12 protein-coding genes are annotated in these 12554 nt (G+C 61.1%); 5 read left to right on the forward strand and 7 right to left on the reverse strand.

Annotation, left to right across the window (positions count from 1 at the left end; all coding sequences use genetic code 11):
- Nucleotides 1-8: 8 nt before the first annotated feature.
- From KIT79_11365 to KIT79_11375, 3 genes are all read right to left on the reverse strand, one after another.
- A complete protein-coding gene (locus KIT79_11365; protein MCW5829899.1) occupies nucleotides 9-1451 on the reverse strand; it encodes a hypothetical protein in 1443 nt (480 codons plus the stop codon).
- Nucleotides 1451-2206, reverse strand: a complete 756-nt coding sequence (locus KIT79_11370) for an SDR family oxidoreductase (GenBank protein MCW5829900.1) — start codon at nucleotides 2204-2206, stop codon at nucleotides 1451-1453. The genes KIT79_11365 and KIT79_11370 overlap by 1 nt, the downstream gene beginning before the upstream one ends.
- 153 nt (nucleotides 2207-2359) lie before the next feature.
- A complete protein-coding gene (locus tag KIT79_11375) occupies nucleotides 2360-3007 on the reverse strand; it encodes a TetR/AcrR family transcriptional regulator (GenBank protein MCW5829901.1) in 648 nt (215 codons plus the stop codon).
- A gap of 101 nt (nucleotides 3008-3108) precedes the next feature.
- Here KIT79_11375 and KIT79_11380 point away from each other — a divergent pair, with 101 nt between their 5' ends.
- Nucleotides 3109-4341: an LLM class flavin-dependent oxidoreductase gene (locus tag KIT79_11380; GenBank protein MCW5829902.1), complete on the forward strand. Its 1233-nt coding sequence runs from the start codon at nucleotides 3109-3111 to the stop codon at nucleotides 4339-4341.
- Here KIT79_11380 and KIT79_11385 read toward each other — a convergent pair.
- Genes KIT79_11385 through KIT79_11395 form a run of 3 tightly spaced genes read right to left on the reverse strand, consistent with a single transcriptional unit; the run spans nucleotide 4338 to nucleotide 6548 of the window.
- A complete protein-coding gene (locus tag KIT79_11385; GenBank protein ID MCW5829903.1) occupies nucleotides 4338-5393 on the reverse strand; it encodes a DUF2961 domain-containing protein in 1056 nt (351 codons plus the stop codon). The genes KIT79_11380 and KIT79_11385 overlap by 4 nt on opposite strands.
- 42 nt (nucleotides 5394-5435) lie before the next feature.
- Entirely contained in the window at nucleotides 5436-6011 is a 576-nt protein-coding gene (locus KIT79_11390) for a hypothetical protein (GenBank protein ID MCW5829904.1), read from the reverse strand.
- 3 nt (nucleotides 6012-6014) lie between these two features.
- Nucleotides 6015-6548 carry a hypothetical protein gene (locus KIT79_11395; protein ID MCW5829905.1) on the reverse strand — a complete coding sequence of 178 codons (534 nt, stop codon included), beginning with the start codon at nucleotides 6546-6548 and terminating at the stop codon, nucleotides 6015-6017.
- A gap of 111 nt (nucleotides 6549-6659) precedes the next feature.
- Here KIT79_11395 and KIT79_11400 point away from each other — a divergent pair, with 111 nt between their 5' ends.
- The 4 genes from KIT79_11400 to KIT79_11415 are packed head-to-tail and all read left to right on the forward strand — an operon-like array spanning nucleotide 6660 to nucleotide 11087.
- A complete protein-coding gene (locus KIT79_11400) occupies nucleotides 6660-7565 on the forward strand; it encodes an alpha/beta hydrolase (GenBank protein ID MCW5829906.1) in 906 nt (301 codons plus the stop codon).
- A 5-nt stretch (nucleotides 7566-7570) separates the two neighbouring features.
- Nucleotides 7571-9469: a GMC family oxidoreductase gene (locus KIT79_11405; GenBank protein MCW5829907.1), complete on the forward strand. Its 1899-nt coding sequence runs from the start codon at nucleotides 7571-7573 to the stop codon at nucleotides 9467-9469.
- A gap of 47 nt (nucleotides 9470-9516) precedes the next feature.
- Entirely contained in the window at nucleotides 9517-10524 is a 1008-nt protein-coding gene (gene hemB / locus KIT79_11410) for a porphobilinogen synthase (protein MCW5829908.1), read from the forward strand.
- Nucleotides 10521-11087, forward strand: a complete 567-nt coding sequence (locus KIT79_11415; protein ID MCW5829909.1) for a serine hydrolase family protein — start codon at nucleotides 10521-10523, stop codon at nucleotides 11085-11087. The genes hemB and KIT79_11415 overlap by 4 nt, the downstream gene beginning before the upstream one ends.
- Before the next feature lie 3 nt (nucleotides 11088-11090).
- On the opposite strand, the gene mnmE is transcribed toward KIT79_11415, so the two are convergent.
- Nucleotides 11091-12479, reverse strand: a complete 1389-nt coding sequence (gene mnmE, locus KIT79_11420; GenBank protein ID MCW5829910.1) for a tRNA uridine-5-carboxymethylaminomethyl(34) synthesis GTPase MnmE — start codon at nucleotides 12477-12479, stop codon at nucleotides 11091-11093.
- Nucleotides 12480-12554: the final 75 nt, after the last annotated feature.

The following is a 12554-nucleotide window of genomic DNA, read 5'->3' on the forward strand; positions in this document are numbered from 1 at the left end:
CGTCCATTTCACCCAGCCCGAAGCAGCCCCGCAGCAACTCCCGCCTCAATGATCGTACGGAGCTGGTACGGACAGGTCCATAATCCGCCATGAAACGCCCGGTCCCGCAAGATGGTTTCCGGGTGCGCCCTATTCGCCAGGGGACGATGCAGATCTTGCACAAGAAGCGCCGCCATCACGGTGTTGGTCGTGTCCGCATCGAAAGTCTCAATCCCGAGCGGTTTCGTTCCCCGGTAGCCGGCTGCATAAATACGGTTCGACAGCACCGATCTGGTCCGTGTCATAGGCGCGACATTGCAGGATACCCGGCGGCCCTCGGCCTGGGCCAGAAAAACCCGCCACCGCTGGAGCCGTTTGGCCAGCAGGTAGTTGGGCCCCTGCCGGGCCTCCACGCAATCGACCACGGCGTGCGGCGAGTCATCCAGCGCCGCTTCTGACCGGATATTCGCTTCGAACAGCCGACCCCGCGAGAGTGAACGCAATGGCCGGGAGAGCAGTCCCCGGCCATCAAATGAGTTACGAGAGATCACTGCCGTCTTTTCCGGCACCGCAAATACTTCCGTCGGAGTCATCAGGTAGGCAACCATTGTTTCCGGATGAATGGCCGCCAGTGCCGAAATGATCCGGTCCATCGCTATCGTTACCCGCACATGTTTTTCGCCATCCAGGTAGGCATAGGCACCGATAACGTCGATCTTCCCCTGTTTGTCCAGCCAGTCGATGATTTCCGGCAGCTCCGCAAGAAGGTCCGCACCCGGTGCCCGGCCCGGCTTCCGTGGCAGCAGTACACGGCCAGACGTCGCCTTCGCCGTTGCAGCTATACGTTCAGACACTTCAGGCCTGTCCAGGTCGAGTGCCAGAACCGTCGCACCCCACTCGAGAAGAGGACGTAACGGGCCGACTTCCGCCCCGGCGCCAAGCAGCACGAATGTCCGTCCGGAGAGATCCAGTGGTGCAGGATCGCGGGCCAGCGCGAGTAGCGCTTCCACACAGGCTGGCTCCGCGAGATGCCGGTCCCGCCAGCGAATGATTTCCTGTTCCAGTTCAGCGCCTTCCAGGATACGGCCGCCGAACGGCACCCTCAGGCTGGAGAACCGCTTTCCCTCTCCGCAAATGGTTTCGGTCTCAAAGGCACCACTCAGGGCAGCCACTTCAGAAACCGGCATGGCGCGGCCGTCGCGAACAAACTGGACCTTATTGTGAGCTGCCTGAACACCCTTACGGGCAATAGTGAGTGCTGCCTCCCGGCTCCTTAATCCTGCCAGCATCATGGGAACGCCGTACCGGGTATAGGTGGCACGCCAGTCGGACTCGCTCCGGATTGCCCCGGCAAGCGCAGGGTCAACTGCTTCCACGGCTGATGCGAACACATCACGGGCTGCAGTAATGGTACTGGGCCTACCCGGACCATCCGGGCGGAACTGCACGCCCTCACCAATTGTCTGCGCCATCACTGCTTCCCGGCCCGCGCCGATGGGGCATCGCGGTCATACATGATCCAGTCGGCCATGAACATAAGCAACCATCGCGGAACCAATCGCGTTGTAAAAGCAGTCAGCCAGTTACGCCAGCCAGGCAGGATATTGGACTGGCGCCGGAGCATGCCATTGATGCCTATTTCAGCCACCCGGCGGCTGGTCATGCTCACAAGCCTCACCATAAACCCCGGTTTCTGCCCCGCCACATCCATGAATTCGGTCAGTGTCCCACCGGGAGAAAGCACCGAGACACTGACGCCACTCCCCTTAAGCTCCCAGTTCACCGCCTCGCCAAAATTGAGCACATAGCTTTTCGCTGCCGCGTAGGTGGCGTAGGTGGGCGTCGGCTGGTAGGCACCGATACTCGACACTTGAAGGATATAACCCGATCCGCGCTGGAGCATCTCTGGCAGCAGGAGGCGCGTCAGGTGCGTGAGGTTGACGAGATTCAGGTTCAGCATCTGTTCCTGTCGCTCCCAGGGAACCGCCACAAAATCACCCTTGATGCCAAACCCGGCATTGTTGATAAAAACTTCCGGCTGGATACCCTCTTCCTTGAGGCGGCTGCAAAGAGCCACCGGGGCTTCCAGACGGCCGAGGTCCAGCGGGATTACCCGCGCATAAACTTTGTGACCTGTTTCAATCTCGTGTGCCAGTTCGCGGAGCCGGTCCTCACGGCGGGCGACTAGCGCGACATTCATGCCCCGCCCGGCAAGCACAAGAGCCATGTCACGGCCAATACCGCTCGATGCGCCCGTTACGACCGCCCATTTACCTCTAAGTTCCGCCACTGATGATCCCCCTGACCGTTAACTTGTCTCCCCCTGAACCCCGGCCCGGAGTTTGCGTCAAAGCCCGATGGGCCGCAAGCAGTTTTTGCACTACACACTCCGGGTGTATTCGTAATAGCCGGTGACGATATCGGCCAGTTCATCGATCAGTTCGTCTTCCGTCAGGTGATCCGGTTTTTCCAGGACAATACGCAGGACAGCAGCCCGAATCATCCCGGAGACAAGAAACAGGGCAGCCTCCAGGTTCCGGTGGCTTGCGAAATGACGGTCCGTGTCCCGGGCCAGCGTCCGGCTGAATTCAATCATCTTCCGTTCGACATCACGGACCGGGGCCACTTCGTCCCATCGCGGAACCTGCTCGACGATGATTCTCACCAGTTCCCGCCGTTCCCGCATCATTCCAACCGCCATCCTGAGCCAGCGACGGGTGGCAACCGGCAGCGATTCCGGAAGGAGCAAAGCCATTTCCTTCTGGAGCCGTTCCAGCGTTTCCCTTACCAAGGCATCCAGAAGCGCCATCACTATCGCATCCTTGTCCGGGAAATACTCGTAAACCGTACCGATACTGACTCCGGCCCGCCGGGCTATCTTGTTGGTTGATGCCTTGGCGTATCCGTGTTCCACCAGAACCTGAGCAGTTGCCTCCAGAATGGCGTTGACCGTCGCCTGCGACCGCTTCTGAATCGGACTTCTCCGGCGTATGGCAGCCGTTTTTCGCGCCTGAGCCCGCATTTTCATCGTAGTCACCAAATCCGAGTAGTATCTGAGCACTAGCTCGGATTAGTGTGATGGACCTGAAACCCCTCTGGCAAGGGATAAAAGCCGGAAACGGAGACATCATGAAGTTCGGCCTGATCTACGAGATGAACACCCCGCTCCCCCACTCCGCTGCACAGGATTACCGGGTTTACTGGGAGGCACTGGAGCAGATCTGTCTCGCCGAAGACGTAGGCTTCGACTACGCATGGGAAGTCGAGCATCACTTCCTTACCGAGTATTCCCACTCCTCTGCGCCTGAGGTGTTCTTGGGTGCGGTGACCCAGCGGACGAAACGGATCCGCATCGGTTCCGGTATCGTCCAGCTTCCGCACCGGTTCAATCACCCTGCAAAGGTCGCCGAACGTGCTGCCGTGCTCGATATTCTCAGCAATGGCCGGTACGATCTTGGCACCGGCCGGTCGATTACCGAGGCAGAACTGGGCGGATTTGAAATCAATCCAGCCGACTCCAAGGCCCAGTGGGAGGAATTCGTTTCCCTCATCCCGAAAATGTGGAAATCCACCGCGGACAAGCCTTTCTCCTTCAAGGGGAAATACCTCGACATGCCGCCGAGACATGTCCTCCCCAAGCCGATCCAGTCTCCGCATCCGCCGCTGTGGGTCGCGGCGACGCAGCCGATGACTTTCAGACAGGCCGGAGAACGCGGCCTTGGAGTTCTGTGTTTCGGTTTCAATGCGGCGGTAGCCCTTGGCGAGCAGAGCAGCGTTTACTGGGAGGCGCTCAAGAACCCCACACTTCAGGTCGGCGACTTTATCAACCCGAACCTCGCCGCTTCAGTACCCCTCTACTGCCATTCTGACCGACGGCAGGCCCGAATGGCGGGGATCCCCGCGTCGGCCTATTTCGCCGTCAAGGCGCTCCAGCTCTTTTCGCCCTGGTATGGCAAGGAGATCCCCGGCTACGAGTACTATACCCAGATGGCGAACCGTGGACAGGCCGACTTCGGCGTGGGCCGCGACGGGAAACCGATGGATATGGACCGGCTCGTCTCGGAAGGAACGCTCCTCGTCGGCACGCCGGACGAAATCGGTGATGCGATCGAGAAATACGAGAAAGCCGGAGTCACACAGATGGTGTTTCTCGTCCAGATGGGTTCACTCCCCCACCGGGATATCCTGCGTTCGCTGGAGCTGTTTGGGAAGGAAGTCATTCCGCACTTCCGGGCCCGGGGCCACCAGATTCCCTACGGGTTCAGGGAGTTCCAGACAAGCGTTCCGGTTCCGACAAAGGAGTTTGGCGCGCAAGGACTGGATGACGTGCGCCCGGCCTCCGGCACGTCCAGTGCAGCCTAACGGTACCCAGGACGGCGCGAAGTCAGCGACGGCAGCACATGCCGTTCACTTGCTGGCGGCATCCGGTAGTTGGTGCCCGGTGGCCCTTCCTGATACCAATAGGCACATGAGCTGTAGTCGGCCGGGATGTTGTCGTAGACTCCGTGGTGAATGACGGCGCGAATGTTCTCCCTGAACGGAATCGGATCAAGCCAGTGGTAGCGGTATGAAGCGGTCCGCCCGGTAAGGTAGCTCCGTCCAAGGCAGCCCCAGTCTGGCGAGGTGAACCGGCCATCCGCGAAATACCAGCCGGTATTGAAATACTCCTCATGCCCCGTGCCGGTATGACTGCTTTGATCAGAACCGTCGGTGAAAATCTCCTCCCATCCTTCCAGATGTCCGAGGCCGAAACCTCTCGGCAGCACGGCACCCAGAATGGGCGGCCTCAGCCACCAGTCACGATTCTGGGTGGAAAGATGCATCCCAGTATAAAATCCCCGGCCCCGGGCTTCGAGGAAGGGAAACGGCTCACCCTCGCGGCAGATCGGATCCCGCCGCCACTGGCAGGAAAACCGGAGCGGCGAAACCGCTTCCGGAGACAGTTCGTAATAACCAAGCCCATAAAAGAAGAGTGGAACCGGGAGTGAACCCTCCTGCGTGAGGGTCATGCGAAAACTTTTCCCGAACGGCATCGGAGCGCTACAGACGATCCCCCCCGACACGATACTAAAGAGACGGGAACTGTACTGCCGGTAACGGCAGTGATGGATACCGAAAAAATCTCCGATCGGGGCTTCGACAGAAGGCTGTTCCGCTCCATCCCAGTATATTCTGAGGGCGATCTCACGGTAGAGCGCGGGCCGCCACCATGCCGGGAACCCTACAAATATCCGCGTCACGATCCCCGCGCCTTCCACGGCAGCCGCTTCGTGGATTCTGCCCGGTTTCAGAATCACACACTTGCGCGACCAGTCGGCAAGGATGCCCGGAAGCTGTGGCAGCGGTCCCTTGTCGTAACTTGTGAGCTGAACGAACCGGCCACGAACGTCCATCGACGGATAAAGGTAATCCATTTTCTCATTAGACCGCAGGCAGGATTGCGGGGCAAGCAGGGACTATTTCCGTTTCAGATAAGCCCGGCCCCTCGGGGAAAGGCCATAGCCGGTGCCAAGACTTTTGGTGAGTCCCAACTCCTTGAGCTTCCGCACATCAAGCTTGAACTTGTCCGCTTCCCCTCCGATCCGCGCCGCCAGTTCGACAGCCCGCACTCCCCGGTTTCTCCGGATGAGATCAAGGACACGGCGAGTCCAGGGGCCGTGGCGGCTGGCTGCGTCCAGACGGGCCAGTTTCCCGTCAATGACCTTCCGTTCGGCGGCCGTCATTGACGTACGCTTTCGAAGGGCGATACGCGGATCAGGGCCGGCCAGATGGAACCGGATGCGATAGATTTTTCCTTCGCGTCCTGCAGCCAGTTCCTGCCGCAGTTCATCCAGTGTTTTATATCCCGCCTGCTTCGCTTCGCGGTCCGTGATGGCCGCCAGCGCCATCAGATCCACAGCGAGAAACTCCAGCACACCAGCCGGAGTACGCTGCGTCCTGCCCGGGGTCACCGCTGGTTTTTCCCAGCGCCGGAAGGCGAGCGTCACCTGGCCTGTGGCGATGCCATCCAGGAACCTCTGCCGGAACAGCACGGACTACTCTGGCTTCCACTCCGTCACACTGAGACGTTCGAGGATAAAGAAGTTCGAGGGGATACAGATCGGGCCAACGCGGATATAGGCCTTGCCGATGAAGAGATCGGGGTTGGCCGGATCGGGCTGAATCATGTAGTCACGCAGCACCCACGGGTCGAACAGGCCGTTCCGCTTGTTGCTGCCATAGTTGAGCAGCGTCGAGTTCGGGTAATTGCGGTCGCGCTCACTTTCCCGCACGGGATAAACATCATAGAAGCCGAACCGCTTGGGCTCCGTCGTCTTGTATTCCCACGGACCCTCAAGGCCGTTCTGCCTTACCGGGATGTTGTACCCCTCGACCTGCCCCTCCCGGTTCCGAAACATCCCCTTGATGAACTTCTGGATGCCTAGAAGGCGTGCAAAAAGGGGCGTGTTGAATCCCCGGAATTCATAGCCGGCAAACTGTTCAGGCTGTGGCTGAACGCCTTTCAGGAAAATTGCCTCCAGTTCACTGTTCGATGATTGCGCCAGTCCGTTATAGGTAAGTCCCGCCATTGCACTGTTTCCTTCCAGCCTAAGCCGCTGCTCGTTTCTAACGGATAGTGGTGGAAAGGGACAAGCCGCCCCTTTCCGCGTTCCCGCCGGAATGGTAATAGGAACCCCGGCATGGAAGGCACCGGCGATATCCGCAAGATTACACTGAAGGCCAGCGGCATGGATTTCCCGGCGCTGGAGACAGGTTCGGGACCGCTCGTGCTGCTGCTCCACGGATTTCCCGATCATAACCGCACCTGGCGGCTCCAGATGCCTGCACTGGCGGCAGCGGGTTTCCGCGCCATTGCCCCTGTCATGCGGGGTTACTCCCCTTCCTGCCAGCCCAGAGACAACGATTACCACGTGATCCGCATGGCCGAGGATGTGCTCGGCTGGATGGACTGCCTTGGCGAGACCAAATGCCATCTCGTCGGACATGACTGGGGTGCCATCGTCACCTATGCGAGCGGCACCATCGCTCCTGACCGGTTCCATTCGCTCACGACACTCGCCGTACCGCATCTCCGCCGCATGCCTACCGGATTACGGGAACTGCCCGGCCAGATACGGAACTCCTGGTACATGATCTTCTTCCAGCTCCGCATTCTTGCAGACGTGATCGTCGAGCGGAACGACTGGGCCTTTATCGAAAGGCTGTGGCGCGACTGGTCCCCGGGATGGCAATGGCCGCCGGAAGAGATGGCGGAACTCAAGAAGACGTTCGGCCAGCCGGGCGTCAGGAAGGCCGCCCTCAATTATTACCGCGCCTTCTTTGATCCGCTCTCGCAGGCTTCACGCGATACCCGAGCCGCCACCACAGCCCGGATCAATGTACCAACGCTTGCCCTCACCGGAGAGGCCGACGGCTGCATGGATACACGCCTTTATGACATCGTTATGCGTGCGGAAGACTTTCCCGGCGGACTTCAGGTGGAGCGCGTGAAAGGCACCGGGCACTTCCTTCATCAGGAAAATCCCGTCGAAGTGAACCGACTTGTCCTCAACTGGATCCGCGCCCACCAGCCGGAGACGAGATAAGCATCATGCCGGCTGGCCTGACTCCTGCCGAACGCCAGATCGCCCTGGCCGTCGGCCAGGCAGTGCTCCCCGACGGACGGGTCTTCAAGGGCGCAGGTGAACGGACCGTCGAGAGAATCGAGAAGTTCGTCACACACGTCGGCGCCACGGCTGTTTTCGGGCGCTCCCTGCGCATGCTGGAACTGGCCACTCTACCCGGTCACGGCGCACGATTCTCGCACCTGCCCCGGAACGAACGTGAGGCGTTCCTGGCCGGATGGCTGGGCGGGCCCTTACCGTTACGGCTCGCCGCGATGGGCCTCACCACCCCGTTCAAGACCACCCACTTCGACGACCCGGAAGTCTATACCGCGATGGGCTGTGTCTATGAGTTCCACGGCAAACCCGAGCCACCTGAACGGTGGAGGCAGCAGGTGATCCGGGGGGCCGATGCTGCCGGCAGCGGCGAGATCGAATGCGATGTGGTGGTGGTGGGCACGGGTGCTGGCGGCGCGGTTTTCGGCAAGGAACTGGCCGAGCGGGGTCTTGCTGTCGTTTTTATAGAAGAAGGCGAGTGGCGCGACCGGGACCAGTTCACCGGCCGTTCTATCGAAATGCACCGCCGCCACCACCGGAACGGCGGAGCCACCGGCACCATTGGTAACACCTTCATCGCCGTCCCAATGGGGCGGCTGGTCGGTGGATCGACCGCCATCAATACCGGAACCTGCTTCCGGACTCCCGACTGGATACTGGAGCGGTGGGTGAACGAGTTCGGCCTCACCGGTTTCGAGCCAGACACCATGCGGCCCTATTTCGAGCAGGTCGAGCGCGAACTCCAGGTGGAGCCGGGCGATCCGAAATACCTGGGCGGCATAGCCCGCGTTGTAGCCCGTGGCTGCGAAAAGCTCGGCTGGTCCCACAAGGTCATCCGCCGCAATGCGCCCGGCTGCGACGGGTCGGGCGTCTGTGACTTCGGCTGTCCGACCGAGGCGCGGCGATCGACCAACATCTCCTACCTGCCGCCCGCACTGAAGCGCGGTTCCATGCTCTATACCGGGCTTAAGGCCGAAAAGGTGCGGATTGAAAACGGCCGTGCCGTAGGTATTGAAGCAACGTGCCTCGAAACCGGCAAGATGCTGAAAGTCCGTGCGCGGGCGACGGCACTTGCCTGCGGAACCATGCTGACGCCTGTGCTGCTCGACCGGCAGGGCATCTGCAACAGCTCCGGCTGGTTGGGCCGGAACCTTTCCGTGCACCCCTCAACCAACTGCTCAGGGCTGTTCGATGAGGAGATCAGGGGCTACGCCGCGATTCCATCCGGCTACACCTGTGACCACTGGATGCGCGACGGCATCCTGATGAACGGCGCTGGGGCACCGCTCGATATCGGCCCCATGACATTCCCTTTCATCGGGCGGAAACTGATGGAAGTGATGGAAGCCTACGACCGGGTGGCTGGTTTTGGCTACCTGGTTACCGACCGGGGCAACGGCCGGATGGTGAAACTCCCCGGCGGACGGCATATCTGGTACTACAACCTCGGTGACTATGAGCTGAAGATGCTGAAGACCGGCATGATCCGGACCATTGAGGTGCTTCGCGCTGCCGGGGCGAAAGAGGTGTATCCCTCGCTTCCAAACCATGGCGTTATCCGCTCGGACGCCGACGTGGAACGGCTCCGGAAGGCGGATATCAGGCCCCGTGACTATACCCTCGTTGGATTTCACCCGCTCGGGACGACACGGCTGGGCTCCCGCCGGAAGGATTCGGTTCTCGACCCCGACCACCAAAGCTGGGATGTTCCGGGGCTCTATATCGTTGACGGTGGCGCCGTCCCCACGGCTATCAGCGTCAACTCCCAGATCACCATCATGACGCTCGCCACCCGCGCCGCCGAGCGGCTGGCCGGGAAGCTGGGGTGAGCTCTCCTTTGGCCTTCCCCCTGTTTTGCATATAAAGTCCTTCCGTAATGGTGGATGTCCTAAATAAGCACCCCGGCCTCACCTTGCGCCCCCGGCGGCTCCGCCGGACGGCACGGCTACGGAACCTCGTGGCTGAGACGGAACTGAACGCAGGCGATCTCATCCAGGGCGTGTTCGTGGAACCGGGCAAAGGTGTCCGCAAGGAAATCCCTTCCATGCCCGGCGTGTTCCGCATGAGCACGGATGTGCTCACAGAACATGCAAAGGAACTGGAAAAGGCCGGCGTCGCCGGGGTGATGATCTTCGGAATCCCTGAAACGAAGGATGAGCACGGATCGGGCGCACATATCCACGACGGGATCGTCCAGCAGGCGCTCGAAACGCTCAGGAAAGCAGGGACAAACCTCGTTCTCGTCGCCGACGCCTGCTTCTGCGAATATACCACCAGCGGACACTGCGGCGTGCTCTCCAAAGACACCGACACGGTGGTGGATAACGACCGGACCCTGGAAGAACTGGTCAAGGTCGCTGTCTCGCAGGCAAAAGCCGGAGCTGACGTCATCGCCCCCAGCGGCATGATGGACGGTACGGTGGCCCGCTTACGGACTGGGCTCGACGCGGCGGGGTTCAGCCACATCCCGGTCATGATGTATTCCGTTAAATACGCATCGGCCTACTACGGACCGTTCCGCGAGGCGGCCGAAGGAGCGCCCAGGTTCGGCGACCGGCGAAGCTACCAGATGGACCCGCGCAATGGCCGCGAGGCACTGCTGGAGGCATCGCTCGACCTCGCCGAGGGAGCCGATATCGTCATGGTGAAGCCCGCGCTTGCCTACCTCGATGTAATCCGGCGCGTGCGGGAGATTTCAGACCGGCCGGTGGCCGCCTACAACGTCTCCGGCGAGTATTCGATGGTGAAGGCGGCGGCCAAGGCTGGCTGGGTCGATGAAAAGGCGGTGGTGCTTGAGAACCTGACCGCCATGAAACGCGCCGGTGCGGACATCATCGTCACCTACCATGCTCCGGATGTGGCCCGCTGGCTAGCCGCCAAATGAGCCGTCACCTGACCATCATCATCTATGGATGGCAGGCGTCGCTCCCCGGCCACTGGCAGTGGTGGGTCCATGACGAACTGGCAAGGCGCGGCGCACTGGTCAAGTTCCCGCAGCTTTCCGATCCCGATCACCCCAAACTGGACGTCTGGATGCGCGAACTGCTGGAGATCATCGAACCGCACCAGGGGCCAGTTCATCTGGTCACCCACTCGCTTGGCACCTGGGTGGCCGATCACCTCATAACCCGGACGGACCGGGAGTTTCTTTCCGCCCTTCAGGTGGCACCCCCCTCCCCTGACCTGATGTTCGAGGATGTGGAGACATTCTTCCCGCCCCCAATGGATACCGCCCGGTGGCAATCGAAGGTGAAACATCGTCTGCTCGTCTGCGGCGATGACGATATCTACATCGATCCTCCCGAGCAGGAGAAGATCGCCCGCATCTTCGATTGCCCCATGAAAGTCTTTCCGAACGGTGGCCACATCAACATCGACAGCGGTTTCGGACCGTTCCCGTTCGCCCTGGAATGGCTGAAATCCTGTGGACTGCCGGAACTGTCCTGAGTCCTATTTCCCGATACAGAACTCGCTGAAGATCGCACCCAGCACGTCGTCCGGCGTCGTCTCGCCCGTTAGCTCACCAATCCGGTCTAGCGCCGCCTGGAACTCGACCGATACGACTTCCGGCAGATCACCCGCTTCCATGAGACGTGCCGCCTCGCCCAGAGCCTCCGCCACGGCGGCGAGCGCATCCCGCTGGCGGCGCCGGGCGATGACAATACCCTCCGGACCTTCGTTGCCACTGCCGTACCGGACCTCGACCGCACGGACTAGGTTTTCGAGCCCCTCGCCAGTCGCGCAACTGACGGGAATCCACGGGCCGGTATCCGGCAGTGGCTGCGTTCCCGGCAGGTCGGTCTTGTTCCAGATACCGATACGGCGGGCGGGGTCCACCGCGGCAATAATCGCCTGGTCCTCTCCTGACAGCCCTTTTACCGAATCGACCACATGAAGAACGATATCGGCAGACTCCAGCGCCTGCCGGGAACGGCTGATCCCTTCGGCCTCCACCCCGCCAGTACCTTCACGGATACCTGCCGTATCGGTAAGTCTCGCCGGGATACGGCCGACCAGGCACCACTCCTCGATCCGGTCGCGCGTCGTGCCAGGCTCTTCATGGACAATCGCCCGGTTCTCCCCCAGAAGCCGGTTGAACAGGCTGGACTTGCCCGCGTTGGGATTGCCCGCGAGCACAACGCGGATTCCCTCCGTGACTGCCCGGCCCCGCTCCCATGTCGCCACAAGAGCCGCAACCTCTGCGGCCAGTTCCTTCACCTGAACGGCCATGACCGGCTGCGCCTCGCCTTCACGCACGTCGTCAGTAAAGTCGATCGCCACCTCGGTCAGCGCCTTCCAGCGCAGTATCCGGCTTTTCCATTCTTCATACCGCCGGGTGAGCCGGCCCGCCAGTGCCTCAACAGCCGAGCGGCGGCCTTCCTCGGAACGTGCGTGAATCAGGTCTGCCACCGCCTCGGCACGGGCAAGATCGATCTTGCGGTTGAGATAGGCTCGCAGGGTGAACTCTCCCGGCCCCGCCCTCCTCGCTCCCAGCGCGATGAAAGTATCCAGAATATCCATGAGCAGTGTCCAGTTCCCATGGGCGTGGATTTCGGCCATGTCCTCGCCGCTGAAACTGTCGGGGGCACGGAAAACAGCCACCATTGCCTCGTCCAGATGCCGACGGGTTGCCGGATCGGCCAGAAGGCGGCGAACCAGCAGGTTTGGACCGGCCAGCGGCTGTCCGGTCAGTTTTTCCACAAGGGCATGGGACCGGGGACCGCTCAGGCGCACAATGCCAATGGCCCCAACTCCAGGGGCGGTGGAAATGGCGGCAATCGTATCGTTCAGGGGCGGCAGCACCATCATCTGCCGGCGAGCATAGCTGATACCGGGCAAATTCGGGCCTTTTACCGTTGAACCTATGGCGCACGAGCGGTAAAGTGCCTTTCTGACTGTTGAGGGCTTTTTCCC

Source organism: Deltaproteobacteria bacterium (genome assembly GCA_026129095.1).
Taxonomy (GTDB): Bacteria; JAGRBM01; JAGRBM01; order JAGRBM01; family JAHCIT01; genus JAHCIT01.